The sequence below is a fragment of the Tepidibacter sp. genome (genome assembly GCF_025210165.1).
Taxonomy (GTDB): domain Bacteria; phylum Bacillota; class Clostridia; order Peptostreptococcales; family Peptostreptococcaceae; genus Tepidibacter_A.
On the sequence record NZ_JAOASI010000009.1, the window covers coordinates 86,952 to 104,283 of the forward strand.

The window sequence follows — 17,332 nt, forward strand, 5'->3', positions numbered from 1 at the left end:
ATCTATTTCAATTACAAATTAGTATAAGCAAATTAATTATATCTAATTTGAATATAAATGTCAATATATGGTCTAATACGAAATACTCTGTACTCTTTTGTTTTAATATTTTTTAAGAAAACACTACTCTATCACTTAGCCCATCTTTAGATTGTATTTTTTCAAAATATGATAAAAGCTTATCTATATTCAAATCCTTTTTTTCATTTTCTTTGATATCTAAAACTACTTTTCCACCATGCATCATCAAAAGTCTGTTTCCCATAGATATAGCATGATTCAGATTATGAGTTATCATAAAAGTTGTGATTTTTTTTCTCTCTACTATCTTTTCAGTAAGCTCTATTATTCTTTCTGATGTTCTAGGATCAAGAGCTGCTGTATGTTCATCTAATAATAATATATCTGGATTCTTTATAGTTGCCATTATAAGAGACAGTGCCTGCCTTTGACCTCCCGATAAAAGAGAGACCTTAGTATGAAGTTGATTTTCAAGTCCTAATGATAACTCTGATAATATTTCCTTAAAATACTCTATATTCTTTTTTGAAATTCCCATAGATAGTCCAAATTTATTTCCTTTATTTATAGCCATAGATAAATTTTCTAATATAGTCATCGATGGAGATGTTCCAAAGCTAGGGTCCTGATATACTCTAGCTATAAATTTTGATCTTTCGTATTCTTTAAGAGATGATATATCTTTATTGTCTAAATTTATAACTCCACTATCTTTATCTAAACTTCCTGATATCATATTTAAAAGAGTTGATTTTCCAGCCCCATTACTTCCTATTATAGTTATAAAATCACCTTCTTCTATATCCAGTGATAATTTATCAAATACCTGCTTTTCATTTATAGTATTTTTATTGAACGTTTTGCATAAGTTTCTTATTTGAATCATTTGTCTCACCTCTTTTTATAAAGTTTAGATTTAATTTAAATTTGGAGTTATTAGTAGCTATAGCAACTACTACTATTAATGCTGTTATTAATTTTAAATCAGTTGGATTAAATCCAATCTTTAGAGCAAGAGCCGTACTTAATTTATATAAAATAGACCCTATAACAGCCATTGTAGTAGTCTTAATAAATGAGAATTTCTTTAAAACCGCTTCTCCAAATATTACAGATGCAAGACCCATAACTATAATACCACTGCCCATTGTAACATCTGAAAATCCTTGATATTGAGCAAGCAAAGATCCTGAAAGCGCAACTAATCCATTTGATATCATAAGTCCTATTATTTTTATATTTCCTATATCTATTCCAAGAGATGTTATAAGCTTTTCGTTATCTCCACATGCCTTTAAGACAAAGCCAAGTTTCGTTCTAAGAAAAAGATCTAATAAAATTTTTACTAAAAAAGCCATTACAAGTATAATATATATAGTATCTATATTGATATTAAATACTGTATTTTGATTGAATAATGGGATGTTTGACTTTCCCATTATTCTAAGATTTACAGAGTATAAAGCTGTCATAACTAATATACCCGATAATAAATTAGTTATTTTAAATTTAACATGAAGTATTCCAGTTACAATTCCTCCTATACATCCAGCTACAATAGAAACTGATGTTGCAACAACTGGATTTATACCTTTTACCAAAATGGCTGCTGTAACAGAGGCTCCAAGTGCAAAGGTTCCATCTACTGATAAGTCAGGGAAATCTAATATTTTGTATGTTATATACACTCCTAGTGCCATTAAAGAAAATATTAAGCCCTGCTCGAGTATACTTATAATTAAGTCCATTTAGTTTTCCCCCTCTATAATTTGTGCCTTTGACTTTAAGTCATTTGGTATTTTTATATTTAAATTTTTAGCTACTTTCTCATTTATAACAAGATTAGTATTTTTAATATATTCTATACTCATATCTTGAGGTTGTTTTCCATTTAAAACTTTAACAGCCATAAGACCAGTTTCATATCCTAACTGCTTATAGTCTATTCCTTGTGTAGCTAAAGCTCCTAATTTTACATGTGATTCTTCTGCTCCTATTATAGGGATGTTTTTTTCATTGCATTTATTTGCTATTAAATTCATTGATGATGCAACTAAGTTATCTGTTGGTGTGTATACAATGTCCACATTTTGAACCAATTTATCCATAGCTTGTGCTACTTCATTAACACTACTTACTCCAACTTCCTCTATATCAAATCCAATTTTTTTAGCTTCTTCCTTAGCCATATCAATTTGAATTTTAGAATTTATTTCACTTGTATTATATATAACTCCTACTTTTTTAGCATTTGGAACTAATTTCTTTATAAGTTCAAACTGCTTATCAACAGGAGTCATATCACTAGTTCCCGTTACATTTGTCTGTGTTTTTTCAATAGATTTTACTATTCCTGCCTCTACAGGATCTGTTACTGCTGTTATTAGTATAGGGATTTCATTTGTAGAATTGAATGTACTTTGAGCTGATGGGGTTGCTATTGCAAATATCATATCCTTGCTTTGAGATACAAAATTTTGTGCTATAGTTTGTGATGTAGGTATATCTCCTTGAGCACTTTGAAAGTCTATTTCTATGTTATTTCCATCCTCAAATCCATTATCCTTAAGAGCTTTTATAAATCCTTCTCTGGCTAGATCAAGAGCTGGATGCTCCGTTATTTGAGTTATTCCAATTTTGATTTTGTTATCCTTTGAAGTGTCTACTGACTTGCATCCTACTAAAGATACAACTACTACGATAAGTAATAAAACAATTTTAAAATTCTTTTTTCCTACCATGCTACCATCCTCCTAAATTTTCAATTTTTAAAATACAAAAAACTCTCGTATGAGAGTTTTTAAACAAAATTAATAAACCTACCCTACATACCTACCATTCTACATATCTACCAAACTACTTTTCTACTAACCTTCTACGAACTTCCTAATCTACATTTTCTTCTAATTTAAAATTCATTATATTAAATTTAGTATACAATGTCAATCTAATTTTACAATTAATTTACACTTTTAATTACTTCTCTTAAAACCGAACTTTCATCTGCTTTTTTAATTGCTATCTTAGTTGCAACAGGTCCTATTATTTCTGTAATTATAGTTGTCGCCATGAGTATAGTAATTACAATTTCTCCAAGTGATGTTCCAGGAAACTCTCTACTTACAGTTATTGCAAGTCCTATAGCAACTCCTACTTGTGATAAAAGTCCAAGACCTATATATTTTTTTACTTGAGCTGGAGCTTTTGAAATTGTTGCTCCAACAGATGCGCCTCCTACTTTTCCGATTATTCTAAATAATAAATACATAACTCCTAAAAGTCCAATCTTTGGAATTAAAGAAATATCAAGTCTAGAACCTGCTAATGTAAAGAATGCCGCTGTTACTGGTGGTGACCATTTTTCAAGTATATTAAATGCTTTATTTGCTTTGCTTGATACATTTGTTACCATTATTCCACTTGCCATAGAGCAAAGAAGTGGAGATAAATTGAATTGAAGAGCTACCCCTACAATTAAAACAATACTTGCCATAACAAAAGTTAAAACTTCAGATTCATTCTTCGCATTTTTAAGTAAATAACATAATAATATACCAATTAATCCCCCTACACCTATAGATAAAACTATTTCTGTTAAAGGATGGATAATAACCTTTGACACAGTTAAAGCCTCATGCTTTAAAAACACTTTTGCAATAGAGGCTGCAATTGCATATATCATAAGAGATATAGCATCATCAACTGCAACAACTCCAAGTAATGTACTAGTTAAAGGACCTCTAGCTTTATACTCTTTAAGAACCATAACAGTAGCTGCTGGTGCAGTAGCCGATGATATTGACCCTAATATAAGTGCTGTTGGCATATTTTGACCAAGGAAAAGCATTATTCCAGTAACCAAAACAAACGCTACCATAGCCTCACAAAATGCTATTATAAATATATTTTTACCTAATTTTTTCATCTCTTGTATCTTAAATTCACTACCAATATTAAAAGCTATAATTCCAAGTGCCACATCACTTATAAAAGACAACTCTTCAATTACTTGTTCATTGACAATATTAAGTCCTGATACTCCAATTATCAGACCTGCTATTATATATCCTCCAACTGCAGGCATATTCATTTTATTCATAGCCTTACCAAGTAAAACTCCAAATATAAGTGCTAGTGCTAAACTTATAAAATCACTCATTCTTAACAATCTCCTTCTATTCTATTTTTTGCAAATTTTAAACCAAGGAATATAATATTCCTTGGCATTATTATAAAACTAATATATATCTGGTATTGATCTATGAGATAGACCAATCACAACCTCATTCAAATGTAAAAGTCCTATACTCATGAATATACAAACACTCAAATGTTCCTTACTTCTTGTAATACCTATTTTTCCTCCTGCATTCATTCCATTAGCCTTTGAAGCTACCTGCATTATTGCTTCTCTAGCAGCTCCTGCTACTGCACCATCATGTACATGACACTCTTTTATAACTCCACTTCTTCTTGAGGCTACAAGTGCCCTTTCTATAATCTTAGGTATAGATTGTATTAAATTTCCTCCTATATCAACTGCTGCTGATTTTATATTTTCTTTTCCTAACTCTCTTATCACTCTTTGTTCATCTTCTCTTGAGCTTGTTATAGCTACCTTAATAGATGCCTTTGCTATATGAGTACTGTCTAATTGCATTCTATAACCTCCATAGTATTTTCCTTTTTTATACTTACTATAATTTTTGATACTAATTTTGAGAATAATTCTACTTCCTCTTCAGATAAATGCTTAGATATTTTCTCAGTAAAATGCTTATAAACCTCAAGCTCTGCATTTAAAATTTCCTTACCTCTATCGGTTAAATATATATGAAATTCTCTTTTATCATGTTCTGATTTCATTTTTTTTACATAACCCTGGTCTGTTAAGCGTTTTATCATAGCTGTAACAGAAGGCTTACTAACATTTAAAGCTTGAGCTAATTGGCTAAAAGTTGGATTATTAAGTGTATATATATATTCCAAATAATACATATGATTTATACTAAATCTTGAGAATTCTTGTTTAGTCATAATTTTTTCTATATATTTTTTATATACCTTATGAATATATTCTTCCATTTCCAACAAATTTACTTCTAGCTTCATCAATTCCTCCTAAAAAATTACATTTTTTAAATATTAGTTAGTTAACACTAACTAATATTTTAAGATATTTTTCTTCTTTTGTAAAGTAATTTTATAATATATAAATATAAATTTTTTAATTTTTATGTTTAAGATATTTTTTTATTGGTATATATGAATTAGAAGAAACATTTAACTTAATTTGGGAGGTATTCAATTATGAAAAAATTTATATGTAAAGTATGCGGTTATACTCACGAGGGAGAAAATGTACCAGAACTATGTCCACAATGTAGGGCTCCTAAAGATCAATTTATAGAGCATGATGAGACAAAATTAGCTTGGGCTGATGAGCATTTTGTTGGTGTAGCTAAGGGTGTAGATCCAGAAATAATAGAAGGTCTTCGTCAAAACTTCTTAGGAGAATGTACAGAAGTAGGTATGTACCTTGCTATGAGTCGTCAAGCTGATAGAGAAGGTTTCCCAGAAGTAGCAGAAGCTTATAAAAGAATAGCTTGGGAAGAAGCAGAACATGCTGCTAAATTTGCAGAATTATTAGGAGAAGTTGTAACTGATAGCACCAAAAAGAACTTACAAATGAGAGTAGATGCTGAGCACGGTGCTTGTATGGGCAAAAAAGAATTAGCTACTAAAGCTAAGAAATTAAACTTAGATGCAATCCATGATACAGTTCATGAAATGTGTAAAGATGAATCTAGACATGGTTCAGCTTTCAACGGTTTACTTAAGAGATACTTCGGAAAGTAATAATAACAAGCAAAAACAATCCTTGACATTAGGTAAATCAAGGGTTTGATGATTGTCAAGATATTAAATATTTATAATGAAATGAGGGAAATGTATATGTGATATGCATTTCCCTTTTTTAGATTTTTGGAAATCTCAAGGGAGATTTCCCTTGAGAAGTGGTCTTAGGCTAGTGTTTGTAAAGGTTATAGAGATTTAGTTTTTCCCCTTGAGTAGCCTTATTTTTAGAAGATGTAATATAGGATAAGGGCAAAGCCCTTATCCTAGTAAAATCCCTGAAAAGAAATAAAAACTTCCTAACCTTTTTTAGCTAGGAAGCTTTATATGTTTCTGAAGTGCTTGTTCACACTCTCTAGATTGAACTGATAAATAATGCTGTGTAACTGCTACCGTAGAGTGTTGCAGTAATTGACGAACTAATTCAACATTGTAACCATTATTATTGTAAATTGACAATGAGAAATATTTCCTCACTGAATGCGTTCCTATCCTCTCTAGACCTAGATAATCTGCTACTTTCTGTAAATGTTTTTGTACTTGCCTTACAGTTATGTCAAACAATCTTCCACTTGGTTTAACTCCTCTTTCTAGTGCATATGATTGTATATAAGTATATACCTCTTGTGGTACTGTAAACTCTCTTTTCTTTCCCGTTTTTTGTTCTACAATATCTAATCTATATCTACTGCCATCTTTAATAATATCTGTTAACCTCAAATTGATAACATCACCAATCCTTAAACCTAGGTTTGCTTGTAAAGTAAGTGCTATAGCTATTCTTTGATTAGGTTTTATTTTATGACCTTCTTTATCTATAAATCCTTCTCTAATAGTTTTGATTATTAGAGAATATTCATCCTCTGTCAATGCTCTTGTTTTCTTATTAGCCATCTTGATTTCCTCCTTTCTGTCAATAAGTTTCTGACTAAACTTCTTTAAACTCACCCCTAAACTTCTTAATTCTGCCATTTGAAATTGTCTTTAAAATTAAACTACCACCAAATCTGATTTGTTCTTTTTATGTATATTTTACGAACTTGGTTTTTACTGTATTTGTTAAACCTTGTCAATCTTTTTTAACCCTCTATATTTTTATTATCTTAAAGTCTCTTTTTTTATGTCTATACTTTTCTGTACTAGTTAATTTTTTGCATATATGTACATTTATTTTTTAGTACTTATTAGAACATATATGTGGTAATAAAAAAATAATGCTTATATATTTAAATTCTTATATTTCACTACTCATAGACTATACTTTTTTAAATGATGTAATTTTTTTTATAAAACTAGTTATTTTTCTTATTATATATGCTCAATGTTTTTTTAAAGATGTGATTCTTTTTATAAAATTAGTTATTTTTTTTATAAAAACTGTAGTGAAAGATTCACATGAAATTACATATAAATAAAAATCCCTATTTGCCCCACTTCTATTTAAATTTCTATATTAAGTTTCCTACTACTTAAAACATCTAATAGAAAGTAAATTTTCTACCCCCACTTTTACTTTTCCCCTCCCTTATTCTCATAAAAAACACCTTGATTTTACAATGTTTTTATAGATATATAAGAGGGTAGATTTTTTATATCTAAAAACTACCACTTTTTAATGACACTTCCTTATATTTTATTGAAAATTTTTTAGCTTAGATTATGTGAGTTTTTCAGGGCTTTACATATTTAGTTACCCCCTTATACTTTATCCTATTTAATCCCATATTTCTGTACTAGTTCTAGCTACTACTTCCCCAGTAGTGATATCTACATAACAGTTATCTGATTTTTTTTATCCTCTAAGTTTTCTAGTTTATCTAACTCACTAGATGAAAGCTTTAAATTTAATCATCTCTTTATATCCTTTTCCAATTAATTTTAAATGAAGCATACTACTATTAATATAACTGTGGGTTTTTATGCTATTCACAAATCTATATATCCACTTTCTATTTTTGTATAGTCCATTTTGTTTTTTGATTTATTAAGATAAATAAAAAAATAAGAGCTTAAGCTCTTATTTTTTGAAATTATAAAATTTATTAGATTTTCACCTTTTTATATAAAAATTCTTTAAAGACTTATTATATCTACATCTATGAATATTTTTATTTTCTATACCCCCTTATATCTTTATAAATCATACTGTATCTATGTTTTATACTTTTTATAGATTTGATTTTTCTACCTTATTAGCATTTAATATAACTTTAAGCTATACTTTATCATTTACTTTTCTTAACTCTTGGTAAAGAAGATAAAAAACTTATCTGTTCTTTATATACTTATTTAAATTTTTATATTACATACTTTTCTTTGCTTAATAATGAAAGACCTAAGAGTTAACTCTTAAGTCTTTTTGATTTTCTTTTGTTTAGTTTTTAAGTGGTCACATTCAGTACCATATACATATTCCGTCCCATTTTAAAAGACAGCTATTAATCCCTCTGTTGATTTCTAGATTTTTACAACTAATTTACCCTCAAATATTTCTAAATATTTGATATTCTTGGTTTAGAAAAATATAAAAAACGGACTATATAGTCCGTTTTTTCTTCTTTGTTGGGATTTTATACCCATAATAATCTTTGTTCGAGTATTTAACTCGTTTCTTCTTTGTCGGGATTCTATACCCTATAATTCTTTGTTTGAGCTACTAACTCATTTCTTACATTAATTATAACATAATATATTATAGGTATCAATGGTATTTTTTAATTGTCTTTTAAAATGTCATCCAAAATATCTTTTATACCATCATCAATATGTTTTTGTTCCAATGTATAGGGTATATTATTTAGTATCTCCTTTATTTCTTGCTTAATACTTACTATTTTTTCTTCTCTAGCTTCAATCTGTTTATTTAGACTTAATATATTGTATGCTAAATCTTTAGCTTTGATAACACATTGTTGTTCATATACTTTTTTTAGTAGTTCTATCTTTTCATCTTGCTCCAAATTAAATAGTAATTCGTTTATTCCTAAACCTAATAAATCGGTAAATATTTCATCATCAGTTTTTGATTTAATGACATTAGAACCTTCTTTAAGAGCAATAAAGCGACTAGCATTAACTGTTCTAATTTGATTAAAAACAGCATATGTATCATGTGTTCTCAAAGATGAGGGTAATGACTGTATTTTACCTAATTTAATTTTATTTACTCCATTTCCGTTAGATTCACTTGTTAATGGCATAACAATATAAGTCCTATTGTCATTATTACGTTTTAACACTAAAGCTAAATGCTTTCCATTAAATTCACAATCTTTAACAGGGTCAAAGATTACATTATAAATATGTTTGATTTTAATATCACTAAATCTCATTTCTATCTCCCCTAGACACACAAATTCTACTCATACTCGAATATTATAACATATTTTGTAGAAAATTTGTGTTTATCTTCATTTTAAGAGTTACCTCTATTATCATCCAAATACACCTTGATACATATAGAGTCTTACTGTTGATAAATCATCTATACTTATTCTTACTTTCTTTTCCATATACTTAAAACCCTGCTTTCTATTTATGTTGTTATATAGAAAGTAGGGTTGGTAGCTTTTATATGTGCCCATTTAGTAAGTTTAGTATCCATAATATAAAAAGAACCTTAGATTATCAAAAGATATGCTCTTTTTTAGTCTACTTATTATATATTAAATATACATCTTAATATACTCCCCCCTATTAGATACATATAAATAAAGTACCTTAGTATACACATAACAAATAATATAGAAAATCTTGTACTTATTATATCATCTACTCTTGGTTTCATTATATGTCTACCTATCACATCAAATAGTAATAATAAAATACCCCCTATTATTACTTCATATTTTAAAGAATACCATATATTAAAAGACGTCATTAAACCCCTTATAGTAAAAGCTAGTGATATACCAATTACTACAGATATCCAATTCATTGTATTCTCAAATTCTACAAACTTAAATTCTTTTGCTATTAACCTATTTTTATATTTTACTACATTGTCCTTTAAACTCTTTTGATACTGTTCAAAGTCAGAACATATACCTACCTTTTTATCTTTAAATAAATTCTGTTTAAGTGTTTGAAGGTCCATTATACCCCTATCTACTTTATTCTCCGCTGTTATTACATATAAAATTCTCTCATTATTATCTTCTACTATTACTGAACTACCATTGGATTGACTTCTCACTATTACACTAAGTTTTTTATCCTCAGAGTATATTGAACCATCTGTTAGTAAATCATTTAGTTCCTCTCTTAATTTATCTACCATACTAGAACCATTTACTTTTGTAGCACTATCACATGCTGTAACATAAATTTCTTGTGTTCCGTCATAACCACCATTTACCAATAATTTTGCTATATCTTTCATTCTCCTATTACCTATTGTTTTTCTTTCTAAGTTACCATGACCACATAAATATATTAATTTATCATCTTTTGTTATCTTTACTTTATCTATATCTTCTACATTATCTGATAAAACATAGGCTGTATGTAATATTACGTTGCTCACTCTTTTTTCACCATCCTCTTTAGGCTCTGGTGCTATTATTACCGCTTTTGAACCTTTTTCTAATTTATATATCCTAAGTTTCATATAATATTAAACCCCTTTTTCCTTATTTTGGTTTAATATTATATGAAACTTCTTTCTAGTTCAACATATTTTTAGATGTATCTGTTATATAGAGAATAAGGTTATTTGCTTTTATATTTTTCCATATATTAGAAAAGAGGTGTCCATAAAGTAAAAGAACCTTAGAAAACATTCTAAGGTTCTTTTTAGTATTATTTATTAATTACTGTGAAGGTCCAATCCACACCCAATCACCGTCAAGATATTGCGTATAGTTACCCACAATTTGATTTTCTTGTGGATTTTGAATCTTCATAGCTTCTTGTAATTCATATTTCTCGATTTTTAACCAGTCTTCTCTGAAAAATCCACTTCCTGTGCGATTATCTTTTAAAAACATTTGACCCATATAACCCCATGATTCTCTACCTAAATCTCCATGCTTTAATGTATCACCATTTGGGTATTTCATACCTTCATATATTGAAACCCCTTGACCTTCACCTAATACACCACTAGGTCCTACTTCTAAAGTAACTCTAGTTCCGTCACTCTTTACAAATATGTCTCCTGCCTTAGGATTTGGTCTATTTGCATCTGTTTGGTTTAATACTCTTGCACTAGAACTTGGTCTTTGTTTGTCTACATTAACTTCGGCTCTCTTACTTTTCTCTAACATTCTTGCTACCATATACTAGCCTCGGCTCTTGTACCACTTGAAGAACCGTCAAATGTTCCTTGTGCATCTCTTCCTGAGATTAAACCTTTCATAAAAGCTTGTTCTACATAATATTTATATGCCTTTTGCTTACTTACCTCTGAGTAGTCTGCCATGATTCTTGCTACCCCAGAAGTTCCTTTTGCATCCTCTTTTATTACTTCCTCTGAGATTCTTACCATTACCTGTGCCATTTCATATCTTGTTATAGGCTTATCCCATTCTGTTTCAGGCATTTACTACATGGTCTCTTAATGCATCCTTAAAGACTCCTGACGCCCAATGTGAATCTTCTGATTGAGATACTTGTCCATTCTTAGCACTTCTGTAAGCTATTGCTACAAACTCTGCTCTACTTATTGTTTTATCCGGTTGGAATGTTCCGTCTGGGTATCCAGATATTGCTCCTCTTTGGATTAAGTAATTGATGTTTTCTTTACCCCAATGGTTTGCTATGTCTGAAAGATTTGTTTGTGTTACTACATTTATATTTTGGTGTTGGTCTTGTAATTTATTTGCATAAACTGGTGTTACTAAACTTGATAATACTAGTGCTCCTACTAATATTTTGTTTATTTTTCTTTTCATATTTTTTCTCCTTTTATTCTATCATTTGTATAATATGGTTATATACCCCGTATATTACCTATATTATACAACGTTACTTTTCTATAGTCCATCAAATAAAGGATATAAATACAACTGATACCCTAGTTATTACTATATTTATTCTATTATTGCTAATCTAAATTTTCTTATAAGATATCTTCTTCCTCTTCATCAAGTTTAGTTGTAGTTCTCATATAGTTTCCCCCTTTCTATCTTTTTCTTTATTGTAAGTTTGTACAGATGTATAGTAAGATTTTCTCTTCTGTTTTATATGTATATTTCTTTGTACTTTTATGTCCGTTTCTTAAATTTTTATATTTAACTTTATCTTTTTTTGTCCATTCGATGCTTTTAAATACAGCTATACTAAGGAAATAAATTTTTTATCAATTATTATATCTTTTTTAAATTTCCTAAGTATAAAGTGTACAAATCTAAAACTCAGGCTTATTCATATACTTTTTATTTTTATGATTAACAGTTATTCCATCTTTTTTACATAAATGATATTTTACTTAACAGTTTTATCTAAAAATCTAACATAAATAGGAATAGTTATGAAATAGAAATATGTAAATAAAGATTTTGGGTATATTTCGTGAGCTTTTCTTGGAAAAACACTAGATGTTTTATCTCTGAAGAGTTAAAATGCATTTGACCAAAAACTGATTATTTACAGAATTTACATAGATTGAAAGGGGAAAATATCAATGGCAGAAGGAATTAGAAAAAAGGGTGCAACTTATTCTTATAGAGTTAACTATAAGAGTGAAACAACAGGTAAATGGAAAACTATAGAAAAAGGTGGTTTTAGGACAATAGCAGAAGCAAAAGCTGCTAGAGCAGAACGACAAGCAGAAATCAATTCAAATCCTAGTAGTGTATTGGTTAAAGATAAGGCAATTAATTTGGAGGAGGTCTATAATACCTTTATTACTAAACGAGCTCAATGCCATAGAACAAAATCTACTCTAAAAAGATACGATAGTCTATTTAGAAATCACCTGAAACCTAAATGGGGAAATAAACAGATAGAGAAAATTCAAGCTACTGATTTAACTGATTACCTATTCTCATTGACAACTACGCATTCTCATTCATACATAGAAAGCATCCATAAATTCATGAAAGTACTTTGGAATTTCGCTTATGATAGAGAATATATGAAAGAAAATAAAATAGTCAAGGTTAAAACCCCAGATAAAGAAACAAAAGAAGAAGTTAAGATTTATACAGAAGAAGAGCTTGATATGTTTGAAAAAAGATTTTCTTCTACTAATCTTATTATAGCTTTTAAGCTTGGTAGAGCATTAGGATTAAGAATAGGTGAATGCTTTGGACTTTTATGGAGTGATATCGATTGGAAAAATAGAGAAATTAACATCAATAAGCAACTTGTATATGAGGATAAGATGTGGACTTTAAGAAGTACAAAGACTAATAAAAGTAATAGAACCATTGACCTCCAGGATGATATTTATGATTATCTAAAAGAGTTAAAAAAGCAACAAGAAAAACAAAAAGAAGAATTAGGTATTGCCTATAGGTCTATAAAAGTAGCTATTGATAAGGGCAGAAATAAGAGCAAAGAAATTATAGAAAATTTAGATTTTATCAATGTAAAAGGGAATGGAGACCTATTAACTACTGATAGCGCTAAGATTTTAGGAAGAATTGCTAGAGATGAATTAGGTATCAATTTCAAGTACCATAATCTACGACATACACATGCAAGTAGATTAGCTGAAAAAAATATACCTATAGTTGTTGTGAAAAAACGATTAGGACATGCTAAAGAAGAAACTACATTGAAGTATTATACTCATATAACGCCCGTAATGAGGGAAAATCTACTAAATTCATTAAATGAATTAGCAAAATGCAATTAAATTAATAAGATTTTAAAAGTCGCCTATAAATCATAGGCGACTTTTATTTACAAAATATGTTATTATAGAATAGAAAAGTGTAGAATAAATAATTAAGATAAAACGAGGAGGATTAAATGGTAAAAAACACAAAAAATATATTATCAAATGCATGGGTAGTAAACATTTTATGCTCAATCATAGCTACTATTATTATATCTATTGCAACAGCATTTTATAAAAAAATTAACTTCCTACAAGCCTTACAGTTATTAGTTAAAACTCTATTGAGTTGGGGTACTAACATTCTTACTTTTAAAGTACCTATCTACATAATTATTTTAGTAGTAATTATCTTAATTGTTGTTATCGAAATATATTTGAAAACTAATACTTCTAAGGAAGATAATTCACCTAAATGGTTAAACTACACAAGAACACGCTATAAAAAATGGGTCATGAAATGGGAATACTGTTTAGGCTACAATAATAAATACAATATAGAAAATGTACATCCTATATGTGAATGTGGATGTGAGCTTTCAGTAAAGAAGCAACATAATAATATGTATCACAGTAATGGAATATTTGTATGTCCTAAATGTGGAAATACTTATCCACTTTTAGAAAATAGTACATTAGAAGATTTTGAGAAAATACTAATCCATGATATTAATACAGAAAATTACCTTCATAACTTGTAAAAATAATTTTAACTTATGTAGTAAACTATAGTGTTTTTTCTGTAATTTCAACATATAGATAAGATTAAAAATCTAAAGGGAAAGTCGTGGGAAACCTGCTCTCACCTCCTTCAATCCCTTTATTTAAAAGGATTTTTGTTTAAAGTATCGTGTAGAAGCTAGACACGGTTCAGCTTTTAATGGATTATTAAAGAGATATTTTAATAAATAATACATAAATAGTTTTTATTACAATGTAAGTGCATTTGTATTTGGATTTTAATTCCAAGTATGAATGCATTTTTTATTTTATCAAATACTCATAAACTCTAATATACTAAATTAAGGATAGATAAAAATTATAGGAGGCTATGGCATGTTTGAAAAAATAAAATTTGAATCAATATTCCAGGCTATAATATTGATAGTTTTAAGCATATATGTTTTTAAGGGAGATGACCCTGATAATATAAAATTAATAATTGGTGCTTTTATTGGGGTTTTATCAAATGTTCCAAAATTAAATTATAATAAATCAAAGGGGGATCAACTTAAATGAATAAGCCAAATAAAATAATAATTCATCATTCATTAACTAAGGATAGTAAAACTGTATCATGGGAAGCTATTAAAAGGTATCACATAAATAATCAAGGATACAGAGATATTGGATATCATTGGGGAATTGAACTAGTTAAAAATGAATATAAGGTGTTTAAAGGTCGAGAAGAATGGGAAGTAGGAGCACACACTAGAGGCGCTAATACAAATTCCATAGGCATATGCTTAGTAGGTAACTTTGATAATAGCGAACCTCCAAAAGAACAGTTATATAAATTAATAGTATTAATAAAAGATATCTATTCTAGATACGGAGAACTTCCAATATATACACATAATCATTTTGCTAGTTATAAGTCATGCCCTGGAAGAAAATTCCCTTTTAATTGGCTCTTAGATCAAATTAAAAAGTCTAATCCTAATAATGATTTTGCATCTGCAATAAACAAGCTTGTATCTAACAAAATTGTTAATAGTCCAGATTACTGGCTAAATAATGAAAATTATAAAAGTGAATACGTAAGAGAGCTAATAAAAAATATTGCTAATAAGTTAAATTAATATATATCCTAACACCAAACTAATAAGCTTCCTATTAAAGGAGCTCTCAGAGCTCCTTTAGATTATTTTATAAATTCTCAGTCAATTTCATTAAATTAGTAGATAACTCCTTTAATTTTATAGCTCCATCTTCTACGTTCTCTGTTTGAGTCGATTGTTCTTCACTAACTTCTACAAAACTATTCACACAGTCAATCATTTTATTAATATCATCTCTCATTTGTGTTAATGTTATTGTTATTTTCTCTGTTGAGTCTTTACTATTTTGCGCTAACTTCCTTATTTCTTCAGCAACTACTGAAAATCCCTTTCCATGTTCACCAGCTCTTGCAGCTTCAATAGATGCATTAAGACCCAATAAATTTGTAGTTTTAGCAACACTCTCAATATATTTAATAATATCATCCATACTTTTGATTTGTCCTTGAATACTATTAATTGTGATATTGAAATCTTGACTACTTGATGATAATTCTTCTGATGAACCTGCAAGCTTTTGTGAAGAAAATGATAATTTTTCAGAAAATGCTTGTAGTTCTTCAGAGATTTCTATAATATTATTTTCTTTTTCCTGAGAAACCGCAAAAGTAATTGTTCCTACTACATTGCCTGTATCATTATTAATCACTGGAACAGCACAAGCAATTATAGGAAAACCAAATACTTTCTTTGGATATCTCTCAAATTGTTTTTGTCTTGTTTTTATTGCTCTTTGAGAAGCCCCACCTTCTACTAAATTATCATTTTCGTGAATGTTTAGTTTAAAAGAATTTGGTTGCCTAACTAAAAGGAATTTTTCTGTGTCTGTTAAACTAACTCCTGTATCAGAAATAAACATCCCAGGTAATATATGAAAAATCTTTTCTAACATTTCAATAAACATTTCATCATTTAAGTTCATATTTTAGTCTCCCTATTTTTTGACTTTTAATTTTATCTTAACAATTCTTTCATCAAATTTCAAATATATTTCATTATAATAAAATACAATCTCTACTTTTATTAATTATCGGTATTTAGTTGTTTCTGTTTTAGTCAAAAGTATATTTCTATTTTTTATATCTAAAGCTGAAATTATACATATCTATTTTTTCAGCAGGAATTTCACTGTAGCTTATCCTATCTTTAAACCTAGATAATATATTTATAAAATCCTTACCCAATAAATATGTAAATATGAAATTTCCTATACTATGCATCAAATCAAAATAAAATGATCTTATATAAGTAAACATAAAACTTTTAATTGTGTGATCATGTACAAAAAACAACCAATGCCATAAATTCATTATGTAATCAAATAAAAAACCCCATATAAAAGCAAATATACTTAAATATAATCTATATGGTTTTTTCATTATTTTTCTTAATAATCCTGCACTTAATCCTGCAAGACCCCAGGCTAGCATTTGCCAAGGTGTCCAAGGTCCCTGTCCTAAAAAACTATTAGACACAAGAGCTGCTACCCCACCTACCATAAATCCAAACGAAGATCCAAATACATATCCACTTATAATAACCAAAAAGGTAGTAGGCTGAACGTTCGGAAGTGCTACAAACGCAACCCTACTAACTCCAGCTAGTGCTGATAAACTTGCTATTAAAGCAATTTCCTTAACACTGCCTTTTCTTCTCTCATAAGAAACAAAAACAAATGCAAATGATACAATTAAAACAACTATAGATAGTACACCATAATCCATAACATATATCTCCTTTTTAGCACCTAAGATAATTATTTAATAATAAATCTCTAACTTACTTAAATGATGTATGTGAAAATATAAGTGAATGCTTTTGAAAATTTTGCAAAAAAACTTGTTACATGGAGTAAAAAATCCGTTAATAAACTTCAATGTTTGAGCAT

At 28.6% G+C, this 17,332-nt stretch carries 19 protein-coding genes; 5 read left to right on the plus strand and 14 right to left on the minus strand.

Annotated features, from left to right (window positions below):
* Nucleotides 1–112 precede the first annotated feature (112 nt).
* The 6 genes from N4A48_RS00995 to N4A48_RS01020 all read right to left on the minus strand — a co-directional run bounded on the left by N4A48_RS00995 (nt 113) and on the right by N4A48_RS01020 (nt 5,133).
* Nucleotides 113–907, minus strand: coding sequence for an ABC transporter ATP-binding protein (locus N4A48_RS00995; protein WP_293663810.1), 795 nt, complete (start codon nt 905–907; stop codon nt 113–115).
* Nucleotides 870–1,769: an ABC transporter permease gene (locus N4A48_RS01000; protein ID WP_293663811.1), complete on the minus strand. Its 900-nt coding sequence runs from the start codon at nt 1,767–1,769 to the stop codon at nt 870–872. Before N4A48_RS01000 ends, N4A48_RS00995 begins: the two co-directional genes overlap by 38 nt.
* On the minus strand, nt 1,770–2,762 hold the full coding sequence (locus N4A48_RS01005; protein ID WP_293663812.1) for an ABC transporter substrate-binding protein: 993 nt from the start codon (nt 2,760–2,762) through the stop codon (nt 1,770–1,772).
* A gap of 218 nt (nt 2,763–2,980) precedes the next feature.
* A complete protein-coding gene (locus tag N4A48_RS01010) occupies nt 2,981–4,180 on the minus strand; it encodes a cation:proton antiporter (RefSeq protein ID WP_293663813.1) in 1,200 nt (399 codons plus the stop codon).
* Between the two features lie 78 nt (nt 4,181–4,258).
* Entirely contained in the window at nt 4,259–4,681 is a 423-nt protein-coding gene (locus N4A48_RS01015; protein ID WP_293663814.1) for a HutP family protein, read from the minus strand.
* Nucleotides 4,672–5,133 carry a MarR family winged helix-turn-helix transcriptional regulator gene (locus N4A48_RS01020; protein WP_293663815.1) on the minus strand — a complete coding sequence of 154 codons (462 nt, stop codon included), beginning with the start codon at nt 5,131–5,133 and terminating at the stop codon, nt 4,672–4,674. Before N4A48_RS01020 ends, N4A48_RS01015 begins: the two co-directional genes overlap by 10 nt.
* A 198-nt stretch (nt 5,134–5,331) precedes the next feature.
* On the opposite strand from N4A48_RS01020, the gene N4A48_RS01025 reads away from it, so the two are divergent.
* Nucleotides 5,332–5,880 (plus strand): NADH peroxidase, encoded by a 549-nt coding sequence (locus tag N4A48_RS01025; RefSeq protein ID WP_293663816.1) that lies wholly within the window; start codon nt 5,332–5,334, stop codon nt 5,878–5,880.
* Between the two features lie 306 nt (nt 5,881–6,186).
* Here N4A48_RS01025 and N4A48_RS01030 read toward each other — a convergent pair whose 3' ends face one another.
* The 6 genes from N4A48_RS01030 to N4A48_RS01055 form a co-directional block, all read right to left on the minus strand.
* Nucleotides 6,187–6,771, minus strand: coding sequence for a tyrosine-type recombinase/integrase (locus tag N4A48_RS01030; protein WP_293663817.1), 585 nt, complete (start codon nt 6,769–6,771; stop codon nt 6,187–6,189).
* A gap of 1,820 nt (nt 6,772–8,591) precedes the next feature.
* On the minus strand, nt 8,592–9,209 hold the full coding sequence (locus N4A48_RS01035) for a type II toxin-antitoxin system PemK/MazF family toxin (RefSeq protein WP_293663818.1): 618 nt from the start codon (nt 9,207–9,209) through the stop codon (nt 8,592–8,594).
* A 326-nt stretch (nt 9,210–9,535) separates the two neighbouring features.
* Nucleotides 9,536–10,486 (minus strand): hypothetical protein, encoded by a 951-nt coding sequence (locus N4A48_RS01040; protein ID WP_293663819.1) that lies wholly within the window; start codon nt 10,484–10,486, stop codon nt 9,536–9,538.
* A gap of 202 nt (nt 10,487–10,688) precedes the next feature.
* A complete protein-coding gene (locus tag N4A48_RS01045) occupies nt 10,689–11,144 on the minus strand; it encodes a hypothetical protein (RefSeq protein WP_293663820.1) in 456 nt (151 codons plus the stop codon).
* Nucleotides 11,145–11,149: 5 nt separating this feature from the next.
* Nucleotides 11,150–11,419, minus strand: coding sequence for a hypothetical protein (locus N4A48_RS01050; RefSeq protein ID WP_293663821.1), 270 nt, complete (start codon nt 11,417–11,419; stop codon nt 11,150–11,152).
* Nucleotides 11,412–11,771 (minus strand): S-layer homology domain-containing protein, encoded by a 360-nt coding sequence (locus N4A48_RS01055; RefSeq protein WP_293663822.1) that lies wholly within the window; start codon nt 11,769–11,771, stop codon nt 11,412–11,414. The genes N4A48_RS01050 and N4A48_RS01055 overlap by 8 nt, the downstream gene beginning before the upstream one ends.
* A 731-nt stretch (nt 11,772–12,502) precedes the next feature.
* Between N4A48_RS01055 and N4A48_RS01060 the strand changes: the two genes are divergently transcribed.
* The 4 genes from N4A48_RS01060 (at nt 12,503) to N4A48_RS01075 (ending at nt 15,465) form a co-directional block, all read left to right on the plus strand.
* Nucleotides 12,503–13,681, plus strand: a complete 1,179-nt coding sequence (locus N4A48_RS01060) for a tyrosine-type recombinase/integrase (protein ID WP_293663823.1) — start codon at nt 12,503–12,505, stop codon at nt 13,679–13,681.
* A 116-nt stretch (nt 13,682–13,797) separates the two neighbouring features.
* Nucleotides 13,798–14,364 (plus strand): hypothetical protein, encoded by a 567-nt coding sequence (locus N4A48_RS01065; protein ID WP_293663824.1) that lies wholly within the window; start codon nt 13,798–13,800, stop codon nt 14,362–14,364.
* 355 nt (nt 14,365–14,719) lie between these two features.
* Entirely contained in the window at nt 14,720–14,902 is a 183-nt protein-coding gene (locus N4A48_RS01070) for a hypothetical protein (protein WP_293663825.1), read from the plus strand.
* On the plus strand, nt 14,899–15,465 hold the full coding sequence (locus tag N4A48_RS01075) for a peptidoglycan recognition protein family protein (RefSeq protein ID WP_293663826.1): 567 nt from the start codon (nt 14,899–14,901) through the stop codon (nt 15,463–15,465). The genes N4A48_RS01070 and N4A48_RS01075 overlap by 4 nt, the downstream gene beginning before the upstream one ends.
* A gap of 67 nt (nt 15,466–15,532) precedes the next feature.
* Here N4A48_RS01075 and N4A48_RS01080 read toward each other — a convergent pair whose 3' ends face one another.
* Both N4A48_RS01080 and N4A48_RS01085 read right to left on the minus strand, forming a co-directional pair.
* Nucleotides 15,533–16,366 carry a methyl-accepting chemotaxis protein gene (locus N4A48_RS01080; protein WP_293663827.1) on the minus strand — a complete coding sequence of 278 codons (834 nt, stop codon included), beginning with the start codon at nt 16,364–16,366 and terminating at the stop codon, nt 15,533–15,535.
* A 148-nt stretch (nt 16,367–16,514) separates the two neighbouring features.
* Nucleotides 16,515–17,168 (minus strand): ECF transporter S component, encoded by a 654-nt coding sequence (locus N4A48_RS01085; RefSeq protein ID WP_293663828.1) that lies wholly within the window; start codon nt 17,166–17,168, stop codon nt 16,515–16,517.
* Nucleotides 17,169–17,332: the final 164 nt, after the last annotated feature.